At 67.8% G+C, this 22,606-nt stretch carries 19 protein-coding genes and 1 pseudogene; 15 read left to right on the top strand and 5 right to left on the bottom strand.

All coding sequences use genetic code 11. The annotated features are described in order from the left end of the window. Window positions 1-186: 186 nt before the first annotated feature. The 3 genes from KZ686_RS00980 to KZ686_RS00970 all read left to right on the top strand — a co-directional run bounded on the left by KZ686_RS00980 (window position 187) and on the right by KZ686_RS00970 (window position 3,845). Window positions 187-2,535: an NADP-dependent malic enzyme gene (locus KZ686_RS00980; RefSeq protein ID WP_265632850.1), complete on the top strand. Its 2,349-nt coding sequence runs from the start codon at window positions 187-189 to the stop codon at window positions 2,533-2,535. 330 nt (window positions 2,536-2,865) lie between these two features. Beyond that, the gene (locus KZ686_RS00975; RefSeq protein ID WP_149317079.1) at window positions 2,866-3,240 is read left to right on the top strand and encodes a ribonuclease domain-containing protein; all 375 of its coding nucleotides are present in this window, start codon (window positions 2,866-2,868) and stop codon (window positions 3,238-3,240) included. Next, entirely contained in the window at window positions 3,237-3,845 is a 609-nt protein-coding gene (locus KZ686_RS00970; RefSeq protein WP_149316629.1) for a barstar family protein, read from the top strand. Before KZ686_RS00975 ends, KZ686_RS00970 begins: the two co-directional genes overlap by 4 nt. 138 nt (window positions 3,846-3,983) lie before the next feature. On the opposite strand, the gene KZ686_RS00965 is transcribed toward KZ686_RS00970, so the two are convergent. The 4 genes and pseudogenes from KZ686_RS00965 to KZ686_RS00950 form a co-directional block, all read right to left on the bottom strand. Then, the gene (locus KZ686_RS00965; protein WP_149316630.1) at window positions 3,984-4,556 is read right to left on the bottom strand and encodes a YidB family protein; all 573 of its coding nucleotides are present in this window, start codon (window positions 4,554-4,556) and stop codon (window positions 3,984-3,986) included. 95 nt (window positions 4,557-4,651) lie between these two features. Beyond that, entirely contained in the window at window positions 4,652-5,398 is a 747-nt protein-coding gene (locus tag KZ686_RS00960) for a 16S rRNA (uracil(1498)-N(3))-methyltransferase (RefSeq protein WP_265632849.1), read from the bottom strand. A 169-nt stretch (window positions 5,399-5,567) separates the two neighbouring features. Further along, a pseudogene (locus tag KZ686_RS00955) lies at window positions 5,568-6,009 on the bottom strand (VOC family protein). 158 nt (window positions 6,010-6,167) lie between these two features. After that, window positions 6,168-6,977 (bottom strand): spermine/spermidine synthase domain-containing protein, encoded by an 810-nt coding sequence (locus KZ686_RS00950; protein ID WP_265632848.1) that lies wholly within the window; start codon window positions 6,975-6,977, stop codon window positions 6,168-6,170. 166 nt (window positions 6,978-7,143) lie between these two features. Between KZ686_RS00950 and tkt the strand changes: the two genes are divergently transcribed. From tkt to KZ686_RS00935, 3 genes are all read left to right on the top strand, one after another. Further along, window positions 7,144-9,174, top strand: a complete 2,031-nt coding sequence (gene tkt, locus KZ686_RS00945) for a transketolase (RefSeq protein WP_187829091.1) — start codon at window positions 7,144-7,146, stop codon at window positions 9,172-9,174. An 87-nt stretch (window positions 9,175-9,261) separates the two neighbouring features. Next, window positions 9,262-10,272 (top strand): type I glyceraldehyde-3-phosphate dehydrogenase, encoded by a 1,011-nt coding sequence (gene gap / locus KZ686_RS00940; protein ID WP_006579985.1) that lies wholly within the window; start codon window positions 9,262-9,264, stop codon window positions 10,270-10,272. A gap of 281 nt (window positions 10,273-10,553) precedes the next feature. After that, window positions 10,554-11,540 (top strand): LysR family transcriptional regulator, encoded by a 987-nt coding sequence (locus KZ686_RS00935; RefSeq protein ID WP_149316634.1) that lies wholly within the window; start codon window positions 10,554-10,556, stop codon window positions 11,538-11,540. Window positions 11,541-11,636: 96 nt separating this feature from the next. Here KZ686_RS00935 and fur read toward each other — a convergent pair whose 3' ends face one another. Then, complete coding sequence (gene fur, locus KZ686_RS00930) at window positions 11,637-12,068, bottom strand: ferric iron uptake transcriptional regulator (RefSeq protein WP_149316635.1); 432 nt, start codon at window positions 12,066-12,068, stop codon at window positions 11,637-11,639. A 220-nt stretch (window positions 12,069-12,288) separates the two neighbouring features. Here fur and KZ686_RS00925 point away from each other — a divergent pair, with 220 nt between their 5' ends. The 9 genes from KZ686_RS00925 to KZ686_RS00885 all read left to right on the top strand — a co-directional run bounded on the left by KZ686_RS00925 (window position 12,289) and on the right by KZ686_RS00885 (window position 22,570). Further along, window positions 12,289-12,948, top strand: coding sequence for an outer membrane protein assembly factor BamE (locus KZ686_RS00925; protein WP_226107142.1), 660 nt, complete (start codon window positions 12,289-12,291; stop codon window positions 12,946-12,948). A 177-nt stretch (window positions 12,949-13,125) separates the two neighbouring features. Continuing rightward, entirely contained in the window at window positions 13,126-13,923 is a 798-nt protein-coding gene (gene dapB / locus KZ686_RS00920) for a 4-hydroxy-tetrahydrodipicolinate reductase (RefSeq protein WP_149316637.1), read from the top strand. A 266-nt stretch (window positions 13,924-14,189) separates the two neighbouring features. After that, the gene (gene leuS / locus KZ686_RS00915) at window positions 14,190-16,814 is read left to right on the top strand and encodes a leucine--tRNA ligase (protein WP_150083398.1); all 2,625 of its coding nucleotides are present in this window, start codon (window positions 14,190-14,192) and stop codon (window positions 16,812-16,814) included. A 64-nt stretch (window positions 16,815-16,878) separates the two neighbouring features. Further along, a complete protein-coding gene (locus tag KZ686_RS00910) occupies window positions 16,879-17,385 on the top strand; it encodes an LPS-assembly lipoprotein LptE (protein WP_149316639.1) in 507 nt (168 codons plus the stop codon). A gap of 67 nt (window positions 17,386-17,452) precedes the next feature. Continuing rightward, window positions 17,453-18,508: a DNA polymerase III subunit delta gene (gene holA, locus KZ686_RS00905; protein WP_150083397.1), complete on the top strand. Its 1,056-nt coding sequence runs from the start codon at window positions 17,453-17,455 to the stop codon at window positions 18,506-18,508. A 204-nt stretch (window positions 18,509-18,712) separates the two neighbouring features. Next, window positions 18,713-19,993 (top strand): glutamate-5-semialdehyde dehydrogenase, encoded by a 1,281-nt coding sequence (locus KZ686_RS00900; protein ID WP_149316641.1) that lies wholly within the window; start codon window positions 18,713-18,715, stop codon window positions 19,991-19,993. 24 nt (window positions 19,994-20,017) lie between these two features. Next, window positions 20,018-20,440 carry a CopD family protein gene (locus KZ686_RS00895; protein WP_265632847.1) on the top strand — a complete coding sequence of 141 codons (423 nt, stop codon included), beginning with the start codon at window positions 20,018-20,020 and terminating at the stop codon, window positions 20,438-20,440. A 97-nt stretch (window positions 20,441-20,537) separates the two neighbouring features. Continuing rightward, window positions 20,538-21,143: a 2-hydroxychromene-2-carboxylate isomerase gene (locus KZ686_RS00890; protein ID WP_150083396.1), complete on the top strand. Its 606-nt coding sequence runs from the start codon at window positions 20,538-20,540 to the stop codon at window positions 21,141-21,143. A 170-nt stretch (window positions 21,144-21,313) separates the two neighbouring features. Continuing rightward, complete coding sequence (locus KZ686_RS00885; RefSeq protein ID WP_265632846.1) at window positions 21,314-22,570, top strand: THUMP domain-containing class I SAM-dependent RNA methyltransferase; 1,257 nt, start codon at window positions 21,314-21,316, stop codon at window positions 22,568-22,570. The last annotated feature ends 36 nt before the right edge of the window (window positions 22,571-22,606 follow it).

Here is a 22,606-nt window from a genome sequence, read left to right as displayed (position 1 = left end):
ATCCGGCATATTGTACCGAAACGCAAAGGTGCCTCTCGCAAAACGCTTATTGTGAAATAAAATTTCACAATATAAAATGCGGGGCTCGATCAGGAGACAGCGGGCAGGTGGAGCCGGCCCGCGAGGGTGTGTTCCCACCGTTTTCCGCTTCGTCAAACACGGCTCCACAGACCGGAAGATGCGCCGATGACCAGTCCTTCGCAGCCCGCTTCGCAGCCGAATTCGCAGGCACTCTCGCAAGACGAACTGAAACAGCAGCAGCGCGAGGCGCTGCGCAAAGCCGCCCTCGAGTATCACGAGTTTCCGACCCCGGGCAAGATCTCGGTCACGCCGACCAAGCCGCTGTCGAACCAGCGCGACCTGGCGCTGGCCTACTCGCCGGGCGTGGCGGCCGCCTGCGAGGAAATCGTCGCCGACCCGGCCAATTCCTTCCGCTACACCGCGCGCGGCAATCTGGTCGGCGTGGTCACCAACGGCACCGCGGTGCTCGGCCTGGGCGACATCGGCCCGGCGGCATCGAAGCCGGTGATGGAAGGCAAGGCGGGCCTGTTCAAGAAGTTCGCCGGCATCGACGTCTTCGATATCGAGATCGACGAGAAGGACCCGGAGAAGCTGGTCGATATCATCGCCTCGCTGGAGCCGACTTTCGGCGGCATCAACCTCGAGGACATCAAGGCGCCGGAATGCTTCTACGTCGAGCGCAAGCTGCGCGAGCGGATGAAGATTCCCGTCTTCCACGACGACCAGCACGGCACCGCGATCGTGGTCGGCGCGGCGGTCATCAACGGGCTGCGCGTGGTCGGCAAGGACATCAAGGACGTCAAGCTGGTGGCCTCGGGCGCGGGCGCCGCGGCACTGGCCTGCCTGGACCTGCTGGTCGATCTCGGCCTGCCGCTGTTGAACATCTGGGTCACGGACCTGGCCGGCGTGGTCTACGAGGGCCGGACCGAGCTGATGGATCCGGAGAAGGCGCGCTTCGCGCAGAAGACCGACAAGCGCAAGCTGGCCGAGGTCATCGACGGCGCGGACATCTTCCTGGGCCTGTCGGCCGCCGGCGTGCTCAAGCAGGACATGGTGCAACGCATGGCCGACCGTCCGCTGGTGCTGGCGCTGGCCAACCCGAATCCGGAAATCATGCCGGAGCAGGTCAAGGAAGTGCGGCCCGACGCGGTGATCGCCACCGGCCGCACCGACTATCCGAACCAGGTCAACAACGTGCTGTGCTTCCCGTTCATCTTCCGCGGGGCGCTGGACGTGGGCGCGACCACCATTACCAAGCAGATGGAAATCGCCGCCGCGCACGCCGTGGCGGAACTGGCGCGGCAGGAGCAGAGCGATATCGTCGCTACCGCCTACGGCATCCAGGACCTGTCGTTCGGCCCCGAATACCTGATTCCGAAGCCTTTCGATCCGCGCCTGATCGTCAAGGTCGCGCCGGCCGTGGCGCAGGCCGCGATGGACTCCGGCGTGGCGACCCGCCCGATCGAGGACATGGAGGCGTACAAGCTGCAACTGCAGCAGTTCGTCTACCACTCGGGCACGCTGATGAAGCCGATCTACGCCGCCGCCCGCAAGGTGGCGATGGAGAAGAAGCGCATCGTGTTCGCCGAGGGCGAGGAAGAGCGCGTGCTGCGCGCGGTGCAGGTGATCGTCGACGAGAAGCTGGCCAACCCGATCCTGATCGGCCGCCCGGCCGTGCTGACCCACCGCATCGAACGCTTCGGCCTGCGCCTGCGCATGGGCGTGGACTTCACCGTGGTCAACCCGGAACACGACGACCGCTTCCGCGACTACTCCGACACCTACTACCGGATGATGGCGCGCCAGGGCGTGACGCCGCAGTACGCCAAGCTCGAGATGCGCCGCCGCACCACGCTGATCGGCGCGATGCTGGTGCACAAGGGCGAGGCCGACGGCATGATCTGCGGCACGGTCAGCAATACCGCCGCGCATCTGCGCTACATCGACCAGGTGCTGGGCGGCACCAACGAGGTCTATGCGGCGATGAACGGCCTGGTGCTGCCGGGCCGCCAGATCTTCCTGGTGGACACCCACGTCAACGTCGATCCGAGCGCGACGCAACTGGCCGAGATCACGATCATGGCCGCCGAGGAGCTCAAGCGCTTCGGCATCGAGCCCAAGATCGCGCTGCTGTCGCACTCGAACTTCGGCTCGTCCGAGGCGCCGTCGGCGCAGAAGATGCGCGAGACGTTGGCCATCCTGCGCGAGCGCGCGCCGGAGCTGGAGGTCGACGGCGAGATGCATGGCGACTGCGCGCTGGACCAGAAGCTGCGCGACCAGCTGGTGCCGGACGGTACGCTCAAGGGCGAAGCCAACCTGCTGGTGTGCCCGAACATCGACGCGGCCAATATCGCCTACAACCTGCTGAAGACGGCCGCCGGCAACAACGTCGCGATCGGCCCGATCCTGCTGGGTGTCAATGCGCCGGTGCACATCCTGACGCCGTCGGCGACGGTCCGCCGCATTGTCAATATGACGTCGCTGGTGGTGGTGGACGCCGCGGCGAAGCGGTAAGACCTCGCCACGCGAGTGGAGGAGCCGGGGCATGCCCCGGCTTTTTTATCGCCGCTGAAACTCGGTTAGTGTGCGCATACATTCCATTAACGCATTGAAACAATTCAGGTTTTCGCCGTCACCGAGGCGCGGGGATTGATTATTTAACAGCTTGCGCGTAACCTAGCGCCTTCGATGCAGGCGATCCGTCGACCGCGCTTGGCGTTGGATTGCTGCGCCACCAGACCAGACAACGTGGGTTCCCCGACTTCTTTGCCGCAACGCGCATCGCGCTCCGACAAGATCCTGCAACGGGTCCAACCTTCGCTCCAACGGGTTGCGCGCGGAGTTCTGCACACCTTGGCTGCGGTGGCCGTGGCGGCCACGCTGGCGCAACCGGCTCAGGCGAAGCAGTCCCCGGAGGTGCTGTCGGATACGCTGGGAACCATTGCAGTGCAGCAACTGCCCAACGAGGCACAGCAGACGCTGCAGCGCATCGAGGCCGGGGGGCCGTATCCCTACGCAAAGGATGGCTCGCGGTTCGGCAACTATGAACGGATCCTGCCTCGGCGGCCGCGCGGCTATTACCGTGAGTACACGGTTGCCCGTCCGGGCAGCCGGAATCGGGGTGCGAAGCGAATCGTCTGTGGCGGCGAACAACGGGCCGCCAACGACTGCTATTACACGGAAGACCACTACAACAGCTTCAAACGGATAATCAGATGATGACTGACATTTTCGGACTGGGCGACGCCCTTGCCGCCCGCGAAGAGCGCGGCGCCGGAGATGGCTGGCAGCGGGCTCAACAACATGCCCAGAACCTTTATGACAGTGTGCTGATGATGCCCCGCTACGAGGTCGCGCACAATAAACTGCCGCCGGCGTCGCCGCAGGACGGCAACGCCGAAGTGGCCTGCGGCAGGGAGGCCGCGTTGAACCTGTTCAAGACCGTGCGACCCAATATCGTTCAGTCGATCCGCGCCTTCCGCGTGCCCGAGCTGGCACAGGCTGCCGCCGACCTCGGCCAGCATTTCCTCTACGCCAATTGCGCCCATTGCACGACCAAGGGCGAGGTGCTGGAAACCATCGCGACCGCGTTCCTCTTTCCGAAGCACTTCGGCAAGAACTTCGATGCGCTGGCCGATTGCCTGACGGACATGATCCACAAGGCCGGCGCGCAACCCGGTTTCGTCATCGTGCTCGAAGGCCTGCCGTGCGCGCAGAAGTTCGACAAGGAAGCGCGCGAGACGCTGCTCGACGTGTTCCGCGACGCCGCCGAGTTCTGGGCCGAGCGCCGCGTGCAATTCCGCGTGTTCTACTCGTTCGCCTGACCCCGTCAAGCCGGCGCGTTCGCCGGATTCCCGCGCATCGCCGCGCAGGAACCTCGGATAGAAAAGGCCCGCCAAAACGGCGGGCCTTTTTTGCGTGCAAAACGGCGCGGCGGCCGTTCCGATACGTCGCGGAAACGATCAGGCCGCCGGCGGCACCTGGCCCTGCGGCGTCAGCTGATCGATCAGTTCCGGCAGGCCGGCGCTGAGCTGCGCCGCGACGTCGTCGCGCGACATGCCGGTGCTCGAGGACAGCGTGTCGAGCGCGCCGGTGCCTTGCAGCGCCTCGGCCAGCGAGGACGGCGACACCGGCTGATTCGGACCGGTGCCGATCCACGAGGACACCTGCTCGCCCAGTCCCGCCTGCGCGAGGATCTGCTGCAGCGCGCCGATGCCGCCGGCCGCGGCGCCGATCGTCTGTGCCTCGCCGGCCGCGCCGCCCTGGCCGCCGAGCAGGCCACCCAGCAGCGAACCGAGATCGAGCCCGCCACCGCCGCCGGCCAACCCCCCGAGCACGCCGCCCAGTCCGCCCGCCATGCCGGCCGGGTCTTGCGTCGCCTCGGCGCCACCCTGGCGGCCGCGCATGGCCAGCATCGCCAGCAGGCCGAGCGCCAGCATCATCTTCGGATTCATGCCGGCTTGGCCGGATTCGCCGGCCTGCGCCGGATTGGTTTGGCCGAGCACGCCGCCAAGCACACTATCGAGCAGTCCCATCTTCAGCTCCTTGTTGTTGATTCGTTTATCGGACCGGCCGGGTGCCATGCTGCGCGGACCGGCTCGGCTCGATAGCGGTCGACGGCGCGGTGCCGTCAGAATCCGCCCAGCAGCGCGTTCAGCGCGGCCAGGCAGGCCAGACCGGCGGTCTCGGTGCGCAGGATGCGCGGTCCGAGCGACACCGCCGTGAAACCTTGCGCCAGCGCGGCGCGTTCTTCCTCGGGCGACAGTCCGCCTTCGGGCCCGATCAGCAGCGTGACGCCGCTGGCGATCCAGTCGTCACGGTGTGCCTGCGCGAGGGCCACCAGCGTCGATTCGGCGCGCGGCGATACCAGCAGCCGCTGTCCGGCATTGGCCGGAATCGCCGCCAGCCACGCCTCCAAGTTAGCCACCGGCGACACCGCCGGCAAGCGATTGCGCCCGCATTGTTCGCAGGCCGCGGTGACCAGCGCCTGCCAGTGCGCGTGGCGCTTCTGCGCACGGTCGCCGCTGAGCCGCACCACCGCGCGCGCGGTCTGCAGCGGCTGGATCGCACCGACGCCAAGCTCGGCGGCCTTCTCGATCAGCCAGTCCATCTTGTCGCCTCCGGCAATGCCCTGGGCCAGCGTCACGCGGAAGGGCAGTTCGCATTCGGCGGTGTCGCGCGCGCCGACCTGTGCGGTCGCGCTGCGCTTGCCGATCTCGACCAGCGTCGCGGCATGGCTGCCGCCGCGCCCGTCGAACAGCGTGATGGGCTCGCCGGGATGCAGGCGCAGCACCTGGACATGGCGCACCACCGCCTCGGGCAGCGGCAGCAGGGTATCAGGGGCAAGCGGTTGATCGACGTAGAAGCGGGGTGGCATCGAATCCAGGGAAAATCGGTCAGGCGGGGCGGGTCCGCAGCATGGGCGCGACAACCGCCATGGGCAATATGGGCAACATGGGCGACAGGGCCGATATGGGCAACCGGGCCGACATGGACCCCATCGCGGCATCGGGCCCCGGCATCCGGGCGGTCAGGCTGTCAGTCGCTCAGGCAGCCTCAGAACCCGTGGCCGCGGCGACGGCCTGGTCCAGCGGGCGGGCGAAGCCCCAGCGGTAGCCGTCGAGGTCCTCGACCATGCAATAGCGGTCGCCCCAGAACTGGTCGCCGGGCGCCATCAGGCTGACCGCGCCGGCCGCCACCGCACGGGTGCATCGTGTCGACGTCGTCGCAGTAAAGGTAGAAGGTCTGCGGGCATTCGAAGCCGGTCGAGCGCGGCGTGCGCGCGGTGCTGCCCCAGGCGCCCTCGGGGGCGAACATCACGACCAGCTCGCCGTGATAGTGCATCTCGGCATGGGTGGGCACGCCGTTCTCGTCGACCACATTGCCAGGCACGAAGCCGAAGGCGCGGCTGTAGAAGTCGAGCGCGCGGCGTGCATCGCTGACGGTCAGGTAGGGAATCAGCCAGGGCGTGTTGGCAGGTTTGGTCATGATGGTGTCCTCCCGGATTCCGTACGGCAGAGGCGCCGGGGTGGGCGCACCTGCACGCACGCTCCACGGTGGCAGGCATCGCGCGCGAAGCGAACGCCGGACGAGCGCTGCGCCTGGCTTGCCGCAAGTCCCCCCGGTGGAGCGGTCAGCCGAGCATATCATGCCGATGTGGCGCCGCCGTCGAACAGCGGCTGCAGGTGGCGCGGCAGCGCGAACAGCGCCGCATGCAGGCCGGCGTGATAGCAGCGCAGCGCGCCGTCGAGCTGCCAGTCCGCGAGCCGCGCGGCCAGCATGACCGGATCGGCGGCGCGCACGTCCAGCGTGTCGCTGGCGACCGCAATCGCCCATAGCGCCCCATAGACCGGGATCGCCACCGTCATCGGCTGCACCAGGCGGAAATGGTCGCCCAGCCGCCGCCACAGCAGCCGCGCCGTGTCGGGGCGGTGGAAGGGCGGCCCCAGATGCAGCGACATCGCGCCGCCCGGCGCCAGGCAGTCGTGCGCCGCCTGCAGGCCGCGCGCACCGAACAGCGCGGCGGCGGGGCTGCCATCGTCGGCCTCGGTCAGATCGAACACCAGCAGGTCGAAGCGGCGGCCTGAACCGCGCAACGCCTCCATCACGGCCAGGCCGTCGCCGATTTCGAGCGTCACGCGTGGATCGTCGAAGGCGCCGTGGTGGATGCCCGGCAGCCAGCGCCGCGCCAGCCGGACCACCTCGGCATCGAGCTCCGCGACCACGACCTCGCGGATGCCCGGCAGCCGCAGCAGTTCGCGCGCCGAGCCGCCGTCGCCGCCCCCGATCACCAGCGCGCTGGCGGGTGAGCCGTGAGCGAGCGCCATCGGATGGACCATCACCTCATGCTGGATGAACGCGTCGGCTTCCGCGCTCATGATGCGGCCATCGAGCCGGAACACGCGGCCGAACAGCGGATGCTCGCCGATCTCGATGTGCTGGTGGGCTGAGCGCACCGAGGCCCGGAGGGTGATGTCAGCCAGTGTGGAGCCGACGCCGCTCGTCAGCCATTCGCGCCATTCGAGGGCCGCCTCGGAAGGCGCCGGCGGGGTCGCCGCCGTACCGGAAACGTCGCCTCGTTCTGGTAAAATCGCGCTTTTCCCGCCGCCAATTTCCCGCCGCATGTCTCACCTCGCACACCCAGCCACCAGCCCCTATGCCAGCCAGCCCGCGTCGCTGATGGCCAATGCGATCCGCGTCCTGGCGATGGACGCCGTCCAGCAGGCCAATTCGGGCCACCCGGGCATGCCGATGGGCATGGCCGATATCGCCGTCGCGTTGTGGAGCCGTCATCTGAAGCATAACCCGGTCAATCCGAAGTGGGCCGACCGCGACCGCTTCGTGCTGTCCAACGGGCACGGCTCGATGCTGCTGTACGCGCTGCTGCATCTGACCGGCTACGAGCTGCCGATCGAGGAGCTGAAGAACTTCCGCCAGCTGCACAGCAAGACCGCGGGCCATCCGGAATACGGCATCACGCCGGGCGTCGAGACCACCACCGGCCCGCTGGGCCAGGGCATCACCAACGCGGTCGGCATGGCGCTGGCCGAGCGGCTGCTGGGCGAGGAATTCAACCGTCCCGGCTTCGACATCGTCAACCACTACACCTATGTCTTCCTCGGCGACGGCTGCCTGATGGAAGGCATCAGCCACGAGGCCTGCTCGCTGGCCGGCACGCTGCAGCTGAACAAGCTGATCGCGCTGTGGGACGACAACGGCATCTCGATCGACGGCGACGTCGAGCACTGGTTCTCCGACGACACCCCGAAGCGCTTCGAGGCCTACGGCTGGAACGTGATCCGCGCGGTCGATGGCCATGATGTCAACGCGATCGATGCCGCCATCGCGCAGGCCAAGGCCAGCGACAAGCCGACGCTGATCTGCTGCCGCACCGTGATCGGCAAGGGCTCGCCGAACAAGCAGGGCGGCCACGACGTGCACGGCGCCCCGCTGGGCGGCGCCGAAATCCTGGCCACGCGCGAGGCGCTGGGCTGGAGCCACGCTCCGTTCGAGCTGCCGGAAGAGGTCTACACGGCGTGGGACGCCAAGGCCAACGGCGCGGCGCTGGAGAAGGCCTGGACCGCGCTGTTCGAGGGCTATTCGGAGCGTTATCCGTACGAAGCCGGCGAGTTCGAGCGCCGCATGCGCGGCGAGCTGCCCGGCGCGTTCGACGCCGCGGTGGAAGCCTACCTGGCCAAGTGCGAGGAGAAGGCCGAGACCATCGCCACCCGCAAGGCCAGCCAGAACGCGATCGAGGCGCTGGCGCCGGTGCTGCCCGAACTGCTCGGCGGCTCGGCCGACCTGACCGGCTCGAACCTGACCAACTGGTCGGGCAGCAAGGCGGTGCGCGTCGATGCCTGGGGCAACCACATCAACTATGGTGTGCGCGAGTTCGGCATGAGCGCGATCATGAACGGCATCACGCTGCATGGCGGCTACATCCCCTACGGCGGTACCTTCCTGACCTTCTCGGACTACAGCCGCAATGCGCTGCGCATGGCGGCGCTGATGAAGATCCGCACGCTGTTTGTGTTCACCCACGATTCGATCGGCCTGGGCGAGGACGGTCCGACCCACCAGTCGATCGAGCACGTGGCCAGCCTGCGCCTGATCCCGAATATGGACGTCTGGCGCACCGCCGACACCACCGAGACCGCGGTGGCCTGGGCCGAGGCAATCCGCCGCCAGAATGGCCCGAGCTGCCTGATCTTCAGCCGCCAGAACCTGCCGTTCCAGAAGCGCGACGACGCCACCCGCGCCAACATCGCGCGCGGCGGCTATGTGCTGCGCGACAACGTCGACCCGCGCACCGGCCTGCCGCATGCGGTGATCGTCGCCACCGGCTCGGAAGTCGGCCTGGCGGTCGGCGCGGCCGACCAGCTGGCCGCGGAAGGCATCCGCGTGCGCGTCGTGTCTGTGCCCTCGACGACTGTGTTCGACAAGCAGGATGCGGCATACAAGTCGGCAGTCCTGCCGGCGGGCGTGCCCCGCGTGGCGGTCGAGGCCGGCGTCACCGACTTCTGGTGGAAGTACCAGGTGCAGGCGGTGGTGGGCATCGACACCTTCGGCGAATCCGCGCCGGCTGGCGTATTGTTCAAGCACTTCGGTTTCACCGTCGAGAACGTGGCGAACACCGTCAAGAGCGTGATCTGACTTCGAGGGACGTGCGGGCGCGGCGGCGCTGCCGTCGCCGGCCCGGGCGCCCGCAGCTTTTTCTACTTCCCGTTCAGGAGACGTACCATGACCATCAAGGTTGCCATCAACGGCTATGGCCGTATCGGCCGCAACGTGCTGCGCGCCCACTACGAAGGCGGCAAGAAGCATGACATCGAGATCGTCGCGATCAACGACCTCGGCGATGCCAAGACCAACGCCCACCTGACGCAGTACGACACCGCCCATGGCAAGTTCCCGGGCACCGTGTCGGTCGAGGGCGACTACATGGTCGTCAACGGCGACAAGATCCGCGTGCTGGCCAATCGCAACCCGGCCGAGCTGCCGTGGGGCGAGCTGGGCGTCGACGTGGTGATGGAGTGCACCGGCTTCTTCACCTCGAAGGAAAAGGCCTCGGCCCACCTGGCCGGCGGCGCCAAGAAGGTCATCATTTCCGCGCCGGGCGGCAAGGATGTCGACGCGACGATCGTCTACGGCGTCAACCACAACGTGCTGAAGGCTTCGGACACCGTGATCTCGAACGCCTCGTGCACCACCAACTGCCTGGCCCCGCTGGTCAAGCCGCTGCACGAGAAGCTGGGCGTGGTGACCGGCCTGATGACCACGGTGCACGCCTACACCAACGACCAGGTGCTGACCGACGTCTACCACGAGGACCTGCGCCGCGCCCGTTCGGCGACCCAGTCGATGATCCCGACCAAGACCGGCGCCGCCGCCGCGGTCGGCCTGGTGATGCCGGAACTGAACGGCAAGCTGGACGGCTTCGCGATCCGCGTGCCGACCATCAACGTGTCGCTGGTCGACCTGTCGTTCGTCGCCGCGCGCGAAACCACCGTCGACGAAGTGAACGCGATCCTGAAGGCCGCCTCGGAAGGCGAACTGAAGGGCATCCTCGACTACAACACCGCACCGCTGGTGTCGGTCGACTTCAACCACAACCCGGCTTCGTCGACCTTCGACGCGACGCTGACCAAGGTGTCCGGCAACCTGGTCAAGGTGTCGAGCTGGTACGACAACGAGTGGGGCTTCTCCAACCGGATGCTCGATACCACCGTGGCGCTGATGAACGCCAAGTAATCGGCTTGGTAGTGGATGTGGATGGCCGATGTCGCCGCTTTGGCGGCGACTCGGAAGCGGCGCCCTGGTGGCGCCGTTTTTCATGGTCAGTGTGCGCTACCACACGCACGCGCTATAAAATATGGTAAATACGACACACGAACCCTTCCACGGAGGGGTTCCCGGGCGGGTAAAAATGGCGTTTTCGCTTCCCCGAAGTGGCGATTTGATCTTACACTAGCCTTAGTGTCCTCGCGTGCGCTCGCCTGGCCACGCGTATCAAACCTGAACTGGGCGTGATCATGGTGAACGTTGACACCAAGCTGCTCGTGATCTTCACCGAGTTGCTCAGCAAGCGGAACGCGACCTATGTCGCGGAGAAGATGCACATGACGGCGCCGGCGGTGTCCCACTCGCTGGGCCGCCTGCGCGAAATCTTCGACGATCCGCTGTTCATCCGCGTCCCGCATGGCCTGACGCCGACGCCGCGCGCGCTCGAGCTCGGTCCGAAGATTCGCGAGATGCTCGACCTGTGGGCCTCGATCAACGAGGGCGACGTCGACAATTTCGATCCCGCGGTCGCGTCCGGCACGCTGCATATCGGCTTCGCCGCCGAACTCGGCGATACGGTATTCAACCGCTTCGTGCTGCGCTTGGCGCAGCTCGCCCCCGAACTGCACATCCGCCTGGTCGAATCCCATTCGTGGGAGGCCGACGTGGCGTCGATGCGCGCCAACGAGCTCGACCTGGCATTCTGCGCGCTGCCCACCGGCCACCCCGAGATCGTCGAGGAAACGGTGGCCTCGCTGAACCTGTGGGTCTGCGCGCGCAAGGGACATCCGTTGCTGCAGACGGCCTGCACGCTCGACCACTATCTCGAATGCGGCCATATCTTCATGGCCTCCGCGGGCGGCACCGGGCGGCCGGCGCCTTCGCTGATTCCACTGGACTACGCGTTGCAGCAGCGTGGCCTGAAGCGCAACGCGGCCCTGACCGTGCATTCGTGGCGGGCCCAGGCCGAACTGGCCGCGCAGACCGACATGATCTTCACCGTCAACGCGCTGACCAAGGATGTGGCGTGCGAAAGCTACGGCCTGAACGCGTTCCCGCTGCCGGCCGAAATCCAGACCACGCTGGGCCTGAACATGTTCTGGCACCGCAGCCGCAACACGCATCCGATGCTGGTGTGGGCGCGCGGGCTGTTCCGTCAGGTCGTGGCCGAATTCGTCGGTGCGCCGGCGCCCGGGCTGCCGCAGCGCATGGCCGAGATCGAGCGCGAGCAGGCCTAGGCCGCGCGGCCTCGCTGCACATCGCTCCACAATAAAAAACCGGCGCCAGGCGCCGGTTTTTCCTTGCTGCGTGCCTCGTCGCACGCGGTCTCCGTATCAGCGCTTGGGCCGATGCGGGCAAGCGGTCTTGGTGCAATTGCCATACAGCGACAGCGCATGCTCCTGCAGCGCGAAGCCGCGCTCGCGCGCGATGCTTTGCTGGCGATGTTCGATCTCGGCGTCGAAGAATTCCTCGACGCGCCCGCAATCGAGGCAGACCAGGTGATCGTGGTGCTTGCCTTCGTTGAGCTCGAAGATCGCCTTGCCCGATTCGAAGTTGTTGCGCGACAGCAGGCCGGCTTGTTCGAACTGGGTCAGCACCCGATACACGGTGGCCAGCCCGATATCCATATGCTCGTTGAGCAGGATGCGATAGACGTCTTCCGCGCTCAGATGGCGCTGCTCGCTGGTCTGGAAGATTTCGAGGATCTTCAGCCGCGGCACGGTCGCTTTCAGGCCGATATTTTTGAGTTCCGCCGGACTCGGCATGGGCGTGACTCCCTAGAGTACAATGTCTGGATTGTTGAATCATAAGGGTTTTGCCGGCAAAAGTCGCCCGGCGTCGCCGGTGCCGGCAATGCGCTGAGCCCTTCACGCGGCGGCGAGCGCGTGTCCGCGCGGGCACGTTGCCGGACACGTCGTGCGGGCCGCCCATCCAGCCCACCGCCCGGCACTTTCCCTTTCTTCGGTAGCGAGAACTGCGAGTTACATGGATTCCATTCGAACATCCGCCCTGCGCCCGGCGCTGCTGACCACGCTTCTGGCAGCCATCACGCTGGCCTCCGCCGCCTGCTCGACCTACGACAGCACTTCCCGCAAGATCGCCAGCGCGATCACGCCGTACCGGATCAATATCGTCCAGGGCAACTTCGTCTCGCGCGAAGCCGCGGCGCAACTGCGCGAAGGCATGACGCGCGACCAGGTGCAGTTCCTGCTGGGCACGCCGCTGCTGACGGACGTGTTCCACGCCAATCGCTGGGACTATGTGTTCTCGTTCAAGCGCGGCAACACCCAGGTGGTGCAGCAGCGCCGCTTCACGGTGTTCTTCGACAATGATCGCCTGGTGCGCTTTGGCGGCGACGAATTGCCGTCGGAATACGAGCTGATCGCCGAAATCGACGGCATGAAGCGCACGCCGGACGCAAAGGGCACCAAGTCGGCCCCGCAGCAGGCCGCCGCCCCAGCCGAGCAGCAGACCCAGCAGCCGCAGGCGCCGGCCGATGCCGCGCAGCCGCAGGCCGAGGCCCAGCCGTCCGCCTCGGCGCCCGAGGCCGCCGCGACGCCCGCCGGTGCGGCGCCGTCGCAGCCGGCGGCCGAGCCGGCCAGCGAGCGCGCCGCCAGCGCCAGCCCCGCCGACACCGTCAAGTAAATCGCAGGGTGCGGCCCGCGGGGCCGCCCATGCCGTTGCACCGGCGCCGTCGCGCGATGAGGACAGTCAAGCCACGCCTGGGCGTGGCCTTCCCACGCAGCGCCGGCGTCGTGCCTTGTCCTCCTGTCCTGACTTCACTGTTATTCGCCTGATTTCTTTCCGGGGAACCGACTCGCCATGAAACTCGCTATTGCCGGGGCCTCCGGCCGCATGGGCCGCATGTTGATCGAATATGTGCTGAACGCGGAGGGCGTGACGCTGGCCGGCGCGCTCGACGTGCCCGGCGCGGCCGCGCTGGGGCAGGACGCGGGCCTGTTCCTCGGGCGCGAAACCGGTGTCAGGATCACCTCGGACATCGAGGCCGCGCTGTCCGGCGCCGACTGCCTGATCGACTTCACCCGTCCCGAAGGCACGCTGGCCCACCTGCAGGTGGCGCGCCGGCTCGGCGTCAAGATGGTGATCGGCACCACCGGCTTCGACGACGCCGGCAAGGCCGCGCTGGCCGAGGCCGCGCAGTCGATCGGCGTGGTCTTCGCCGCCAATATGAGCGTCGGCGTCAACGCGACCTTCAAGCTGCTGGAGGTCGCGGCGAAGATGCTGTCCTCCGGCTACGACATTGAAATCATCGAGGCGCACCATCGCCACAAGGTCGATGCGCCCTCGGGCACCGCGCTGAAGATGGGCGAGATCATCGCCGAGGCGCTCGGCCGCGACCTGAAGACCTGCGGCGTGTTCGCCCGCGAAGGCCATACCGGCCCGCGCGATCCGAATTCGATCGGCTTTGCCACGGTGCGCGGCGGCGATATCGTCGGCGACCACACCGTGCTGTTCGCCGGCATCGGCGAGCGCATCGAGATCACGCACAAGTCCTCGAGCCGCCAGTCGTATGCCGACGGCGCGGTGCGCGCCGCCCGCTTCCTGGCGGACAAGCCGAACGGGATGTTCGACATGCAGGACGTGCTGGGGCTCAAGTAACTGGCCCGACGTCAGTACGCCTGAAGCAAGCGGGCCGGAAGTTGGCACGCGCGAAGTAGGCAGCCCTGAAGCCAGCGGGCCTGAAGTACGACGCGCAGCCTGCCCGGCCGCGCCTGCCGTCCCCAAGGCGGCGCGCGCAGGCCGTTTCCGCGGCCCACCGCCGGTTATAATCGGCGTTTCCCGCACGCCGCCAACGGCTGGCGTGCCCCCAACCGCTGCCAGATTCCACATCGCTGGTGCGCCGCGCGCGCGCCGCTGTCCCAACCATGCAAGACAAATACCTCCCCGCCGAAGTCGAAGAATCCGCCCGCCAGCACTGGCAAGCCATCGACGCCTATCGCGTCGACGAGCACGCGGTGGGCCCCGACGGCAAGGAGAAGCCCAAGTTCTACGCCTGCTCGATGCTGCCGTATCCGTCGGGCAAGCTCCATATGGGGCACGTGCGCAACTACACCATCAACGACGTGATGGCGCGCTACCTGCGCATGAACGGGCATAACGTACTGATGCCGATGGGCTGGGACGCCTTCGGCATGCCGGCCGAGAACGCCGCGATCAACAACCGCGTGGCGCCGGCGGCCTGGACCTACGACAACATCGCATACATGAAGAAGCAGATGGCGTCGATGGGCCTGGCGATCGACTGGTCGCGCGAGGTCGCCACCTGCGATCCTAACTACTACCGCTGGAACCAGTGGCTGTTCCTGAAGATGCTGGAGAAGGGCATCGCCTACCGCAAGACCGGCACCGTCAACTGGGACCCGGTGGACCAGACCGTGCTGGCCAACGAGCAGGTGATCGACGGCCGCGGCTGGCGCTCGGGGGCGGTGGTCGAGAAGCGCGAGATTCCGATGTACTACCTCGGCATCACGCAGTACGCCGAGGAGCTGCTGGGCGAGCTGGAGGGCCTGGGCTGGCCCGAGCGCGTCAAGGTGATGCAGCAGAACTGGATCGGCAAGAGCGAGGGCGTGCGCTTCGCCTTCCCGCACGCGATCGTCGGCGACGACGGCGAACTGATCGGCGGCGGCAAGCTGTACGTGTTCACCACGCGCGCCGACACCATCATGGGCGTGACCTTCTGCGCGGTCGCGGCCGAGCACCCGCTGGCCACGCACGCCGCCTCGACCAATCCCGAGCTGGCCGCCTTCATCGACGAGTGCAAGCGCGGCTCGGTGATGGAAGCCGACATGGCGACCATGGAAAAGAAGGGCATGCCGACCGGTCTGAAGGTCGTGCACCCGCTGACCGGCGAGCCGGTCGACGTCTGGGTCGGCAACTACGTGCTGATGACCTACGGCGACGGCGCGGTGATGGGCGTGCCTGCGCACGACGAGCGCGACTTCGCCTTTGCGCGCAAGTACGGCCTGCCGATCAAGCAGGTCATCGACGTCAAGGGCCAGCCGTTCTCGACCGAGGCCTGGCAGGACTGGTACGCCGACAAGGAGCATGGCCGCTGCATCCATAGCGGCCACTACGATGGCCTGCACCATCGCGCCGCGGTGGACGCGATCGCCGCCGACCTGGCGGCCAAGGGCCTGGGCGAGAAGAAGGTGACCTGGCGCCTGCGCGACTGGGGCATTTCGCGCCAGCGCTACTGGGGCACGCCGATCCCGCTGATCCATTGCGACAGCTGCGGCGTGGTGCCGGTGCCCGAGAAGGACTTGCCGGTGGTGCTGCCGGAGGACCTGGTGCCGGACGGCAGCGGCAACCCGCTGGCCAAGGACCCGCGCTTCCTCGAATGCACGTGCCCGTCCTGCGGCAAGCCGGCCCGGCGCGAGACCGACACGATGGACACGTTCATCGACTCGTGCTGGTACTACATGCGCTATACCTGCCCGGACGCGGACACGATGGTCGATGCGCGCAACGATTACTGGATGCCGATGGACCAGTACATCGGCGGCATCGAACACGCGATCCTGCACCTGCTGTACGCGCGCTTCTGGACCAAGGTGATGCGCGACCTCGGCCTGGTCAAGTTCGGCGAGCCGTTCACCAACCTGCTGACGCAGGGCATGGTGCTGAACGAGACGTACTATCGCGAGGACGCGAACGGCAAGAAGCATTGGTTCAATCCGGCCGACGTCGACGTCAGGACCGACGAGCGCGGCCGCCCGGTCGGCGCCACGCTGAAGGCCGACGGCCAGCCGGTCGAGATCGGCGGCGTCGAGAAGATGTCGAAGTCCAAGAACAACGGCATCGACCCGCAGGCGCTGATCGACCAGTACGGTGCCGATACCGCGCGCCTCTTCACGATGTTCGCCGCGCCGCCCGAGCAGCAGCTCGAGTGGAGCAGCTCCGGCGTCGAGGGCGCCTCGCGCTTCCTGCGCCGGGTCTGGGCCTATGGCCAGGCGAACGCCGAGGCGATCCGTGCCGCCGGTGCCGGCGGCGAGACCGTCGACGCCGACCGCGCGCTGCGCCGCGACGTGCATGGCGTGCTGCGCCAGGCCAACTACGACTACCAGCGCATCCAGTACAACACCGTGGTGTCCGCCGCGATGAAGATGCTCAACGCGCTGGAAGATGCCAAGTCGGCCTCGCCGGCCGCGCGCCGCGAGGGCTTCGGCATCCTGCTGCGCGTGCTGTACCCGGTGGTGCCGCACATCACCCACGTGCTGTGGCAGGAGCTGGGCTACGCCGCCGCGCATGGCGACCTGCTCGATGCGCCGTGGCCGCAGGTCGACGAGGCGGCGCTGGTGCAGAGCGAGATCGAACTGGTGCTGCAGGTCAACGGCAAGGTGCGCGGCAGCCTGACGGTGCCCGCCGATGCCGACCGCGCCGCGATCGAGGCGATGGCCGCCGCCAGCGAGACCGTCGCCAAGTTCGCCGCAGGCGCCGCGCCGAAGAAAATCGTGGTGGTGCCCGGCCGCCTGGTCAATGTGGTGATCTGAGGCGGGCCGCCACCGCAATGGCATCCCGCCGCCGCGCCATCGACCCAATCAAAGGAATCGCGCCATGACTAGACCGAACCCGAATCGCCGCGCCGTGCTGGCCGCGCTGCTGGCCGCCGGTGCGCTGGCCGGCTGCGGCTTCCATCTGCGCGGCAGCTCGGACTTCGCCTTCAAGCGGCTGTATGTCGGCATCCCGAAGAACTCGCTGATGGGCGCCGAACTGACGCGCGCCATCCAGGGCGGTTCCGACACCATCGTCGTCACCGATCCCAAGCAGGCCGACGCGCTGCTCGACGTGCTCGAGGACAGCCGCACCAAGACCGTGCTGTCGATCACGACGGCGGGCGTCGTGCGCGAATACCGGCTGACGCAGCGCTTCACGTTCCGGCTGCGTGATGCGGCCGGCCGCGAGATGATCGCGCCGTCGCAGATGGTGCTGTTCCGCGACCTGACCTACAACGAGGCCAACGCGCTGGCCAAGGGCTACGAGGAAGAGCAGCTGTACCGCGACATGCAGCGCGACATCGTGCAGCAGCTGATGCGTCGGCTCGCCGCCGCCAAGCCCGCCTGAGGCCGCGCACGCAGCGCGCCTAGGTACGACAGCCAAGACAGCCAGGACAGGCGAATACCACCACCGGATGCAGCTCAAGCTCGACGCTCTCGACGGTCACCTGCGCCAGGCCCAGGCGCGCGGGCTGGCGCCGCTGTACGTGGTGCACGGCGACGAGCATCTGCTGGTGCTCGAAGCGGTCGATCGCCTGCGCCAGGCCGCGCGCGCGGCCGGCTACAGCGAGCGCGACGTGCTGGTGTCCGAGCGCGGCTTCCAGTGGAGCCAGCTGCTCGAGGCCCAGCAGTCGATGTCGCTGTTCGGCGACCGCAAGATCGTCGAGCTGCGCATTCCGTCCGGCAAGCCCGGCAAGGAAGGCGGCGAGGTGCTGCGCGCTGTCGCGGCGCAGCTGTCGGCTTCGCCGGTCGCCTCCGATCTGGTGATGCTGATCACGCTGCCGCGGCTGGATTTTGCCGCGTCGAAGTCCGCCTGGTTCCAGGCCCTCGAAGGCGCCGGCGTCTCGATCAAGGTCGACAGCGTCGATCGCACCCGGCTGCCGGCCTGGGTCGGCGAACGGCTGGCGCTGCAGAACCAGCGCGTGGAGCCAGGCGAACCGGGCCGCCGCGCGCTGCAGTTCATCGCGGACAAGGTCGAGGGCAACCTGCTGGCCGCCCATCAGGAAATCCAGAAGCTCGGCCTGCTGTATCCCGCCGGCGTGCTGACCTTCGACCAGGTCCACGACGCGGTGCTCAATGTCGCCCGCTACGACGTGTTCAAGCTGTCCGAGGCGATGCTCGGCGGCGACGTGCCGCGGCTGGTGCGGATGCTTGAAGGACTGCGCGGCGAGGGCGAGGCCACGGTGCTGGTGCTGTGGGCGCTGACCGAGGAAATTCGCGTATTATCCAAGGTCCGGCAGGGGCTGGCCGGCGGCAAGCCGATGGGCGTGCTGACCCGCGAGCTGCGCATCTGGGGACCGCGCGAGAAGCTGGTGCCGCAGGCCGCGCAGCGGCTGTCCACCGAGCGGCTCGAGGCCGCGCTGGCGATGGCCGCGAAGCTGGACCGGCAGACCAAGGGCCTGCGCGTCGACGGCATGCCGGCCGAGCCGTGGGACGGCCTGCTGCAGCTGGCGCTGATGATCGCGCGCTGATGGCTTCGGGCTGATGGTTTGGCGCTGACGATGTTTCGCTGACCATCTTGCGCTGACCATCTTGCGCTCACCATTGCGCGGAAGAACGGCACGCTGATCTGCCCTAACGCTGCGGCCGAGCGCCGCCGGAACCCGCGACGTCGCGCCGCCCGCAGCGCGCCCGCCAAATACAAGATTGCCAGGCCGCACCGACCGGCCACCGATATGAACCAGCTCGACCTCTACCAGTACATGGACCGCGTCGGCCGCCAGGCCCGCGCCGCGTCGCGCGCGATGGCGCGCGCCTCCACCGCCGACAAGAACCGCGCGCTGCTGACCATCGCCGCCGCGATCCGCCGCGACGCCGAGCAGCTGAAGGCCGTCAATGCGCGCGATGTCGAGCGCGCCCGCGCCAACGGCCAGGACGCCGCCTTCGTCGATCGACTGACGCTGTCGGACAAGGCCATCGCCACCATGGCCGCCGGACTGGAACAGATTGCCGCGCTGCCCGATCCGATCGGCGAGATCGGCAACATGAAATACCGGCCGACCGGCATCCAGGTCGGCCAGATGCGCGTGCCGCTCGGCGTGATCGGCATCATCTACGAGTCGCGCCCCAATGTGACCATCGACGCAGCGGCGCTGTGCCTGAAGTCGGGCAATGCGACCATCCTGCGCGGCGGCTCGGAAGCCATCGAATCGAATACCGCGCTGGCCAGGCTGGTCGCCGAGGGCCTGGCCGAGGCCGGGCTGCCGGCCGAGGCGGTGCAGGTCATCGAGACCACCGACCGCGCCGCAGTCGGGCGCCTGATCACGATGACCGAGTATGTCGACGTGATCGTGCCGCGCGGCGGCAAGAGCCTGATCGCGCGGCTGATGGAAGAGGCGCGCGTGCCGATGATCAAGCATCTGGACGGCATCTGCCATGTCTATGTCGACGGCGACGCCGACCTCGACAAGGCGGTGCGCATCTGCGACAACGCCAAGACGCAGCGCTACGCGCCGTGCAATACGATGGAAACGCTGCTGGTGGCCGAGTCGATTGCCGCGCGCGTACTGCCGCCGCTGTGCACGATCTATCAGCAGAAGGGCGTCGAGCTGCGGGTCTGCCCGGCCACGCGCGCCACGCTGGAAGCCGCGGGCATCGAAGGCCTGGTCGATGCGACCGAGGAAGACTGGCGCCTCGAATACTTGGCGCCGGTGCTGGCGATCCGCACCGTGTCCGGCCTCGACGAGGCGATCGCCCACATCAACACCTACGGCTCGGCCCACACCGATTCGATCGTCACCGAGAACTATTCGGCCGGCATGCGCTTCCTGCGCGAGGTCGATTCGGCCAGCGTGATGATCAACGCGTCGACGCGTTTCGCGGACGGCTTCGAGTACGGCCTCGGCGCGGAGATCGGCATCTCGAACGACAAGCTGCACGCACGCGGCCCGGTCGGCCTCGAAGGGCTGACCTCGCTGAAGTACGTGGTGTTCGGCCACGGCGAAGTTCGCACGTAAATCACCGGGTCATACGGATCGCCGATGCTCTGGGTCAAATCGCTGCATATCGTCTTCGTGGTCTCCTGGTTCGCGGGGCTGTTCTACCTGCCGCGCATCTTCGTCAATCTGGCGATGGAGACCGATCCCGCCGCGGTGGCGCGGCTGCTGGCGATGGCGCGCAAGCTGCTGCGCTTCATGACGATGCTGGCGATCCCCGCGCTGGCGTTCGGGCTGTGGCTCTATCTGGGCTATGGCATCGGGCGCGGGCCGGGACAGGGCTGGATGCATGCCAAGCTGGCGCTGGTGCTGGTTGTGCTCGGTTATCACCATGGCTGCGCGGTGCTGCTGCGCAAATTCGAGGCCGGACGCAATACGCGCTCGCATCGCTTCTACCGCTGGTTCAACGAACTGCCGGTGCTGGTGCTGCTGGCGATCGTGGTGCTGGTGGTGGTCAAGCCGTTCTGACGCCTCCATGTCGGGCGGCATGGCCGAACCCTCGGCATTGCCTGGATCGGCCGCAACGCCCCTGAATTCCCCCGCCTGAACCTACCCCGAGGAACCGATGAGCAAGCAGATCGACTACTACTTCTCGCCGCAGTCGCCGTACGTGTACCTCGGCCACGCGCGCTTTACCGAGATCGCGACCCGCCATGGCGCGCAGGTCAATCTGAAGCCCTGCGACCTGGGCAAGGTGTTCGCGACCTCGGGCGGCCTGCCGCTGGCCCAGCGGCCGCCGCAGCGCCAGGCCTACCGGCTGGTTGAACTGGCGCGCTGGCGCGACTACCTCGGCGTGCCGCTCAATCTGGAGCCCAAATACTTTCCGGTCTCCGGCGACGCCGCCAGCCGGCTGATCATCGCGGCGCGGCTGGCCCATGGCACGGCGCGCGCGATGGCGCTGCTCGGTGCGATCGGCCGGGCGCTGTGGGCGGAGGAGCGTAATATCGCCGATGCCGCCACGCTGGCCGAGCTGGCCGACCGCCTGGACCTCGATGGCGCGGCGCTGTTGAAGGCCAGCGAAGGGCAGGGCGTGCAGGAGGAATACGCGCGCCATACCCAGGATGCGATCTCGGCCGGCGTGTTCGGCGCGCCCTGGTACGTCTACGACGGCCAGCCGTACTGGGGCCAGGACCGGCTCGACTTTCTCGATCGCGCGCTGGCGGCCGCCTGAGCGCGGTCCTGCCGGTCCGGCCCGGGGCTGGCGCCGGCGCCTGCAGTCCGCCACGGCGGACGTTTTTGTTTGAAGCGGTTGCCTCGTTTCGCCTGCTGTTGATTTGACCCGTTGCGACCGTTCGCGACCTTTGCGACCCGTTCGCGCCCCCTTTTTGCCGGACCGCTGTGATGACCCAAGCCTTCTTCGCCCCCTGCCCGCGCGGCCTCGAGAGCGCGCTCGCCGACGAGCTGCGCGAGATCGCCGTGCGGCCCGATGTGGATGCCCTCGCACCGTTCGACGTCCATCGCGAGGTGCCTGGCGGCGTCAGCTTCTCCGGCGACATGGCGGCCGCCTATGCGGTCAATCTGCATTCGCGCATCGCCAGCCGCGTGCTGCTGCGGGTCGCCGCCCGCGGCTACCGCCACGAGGACGATATCTACGAGCTGGCGCGCACGCAGCGCTGGGACCAGTGGTTCGGCCCGGAAGAGACCATCAAGATCGAGCTGACCGCGCACCGCTCGCCGCTGCGCAGCCTGAACTTCACCGCGCTGCGGGTCAAGGACGGCGTCTGCGACGCGATGCGCGAGCGCCTCGGTGCGCGGCCCAGCGTCGACACCGCCAGCCCCGACGTACGGATCTACGCGCATCTGACCGAGCACGACTGCACGCTGTACCTGGACACCACCGGCGAGCCGCTGTTCAAGCGCGGCTGGCGCATGGAAAAGGGCGAGGCGCCGCTGAAGGAGAACCTGGCCGCCGGCATCCTGCGGCTGGCCGGCTGGACGCCGGGCAAGACCTCGCGGCCTTTCTACGACCCGATGTGCGGCAGCGGCACGTTCCTGGTCGAGGCGGCGCAGGTCGCGCTCGGGCTGGCCCCGGGCGCGGCGCGCAGCTTCGCCTTCGAATGGCTCAAGGGAATCAACCTGAAGCCCTGGAAGGCGCTCAAGAGCGAGGCCCAGGCCGCGAGCCAGCGCGCCGCCGCCGCCGCGCCGGCGGACCTGGCCATTGCCGGCAGCGATATCTCGACGGACATGCTGGCGATGGCCAGCGCCAACTGGCAGCGTGCGGGCCTGCCGGGCGAGCTGCGGGCCAAGCAGGTCGACGCGCGCCACGTGCAGCCGCCGTTCGCGGAACCGGGCCTGCTGCTGCTGAACCCGCCCTATGGCGAGCGGATCGCGGTGCGCGGCCAGCGCCGTCCGGCGTTCGACGAGGCGCCGGTGGACAGCGCCGAGGAGGCCGCCGCCAACCAGTTCGCCAGCGCGTTCGCGACCACGCTGAAGCAGCATTTCTCGGGCTGGGAGGCCTGGATCTTCACCGGCGACCTGTCGCTGCCGCGCCGCCTGCGGCTGAAGGAATCGCGGCGCGTGCCGCTCTACAACGGCAATATCGAATGCCGGCTGTTCCGCTTCGAGATGGTGAAGGGCGGCAACCGGGCGCAGTCGTAGAAAGCGAGGGCGTCCTCGCGCTCCCCAACCGGGCTT

Origin of the sequence: Cupriavidus cauae (assembly GCF_026210475.1) — a bacterium.
GTDB lineage: Bacteria > Pseudomonadota > Gammaproteobacteria > Burkholderiales > Burkholderiaceae > Cupriavidus > Cupriavidus cauae.
Note: the sequence above shows the minus strand (reverse complement) of the source record. Positions and strands in the feature narration are given on the sequence as shown.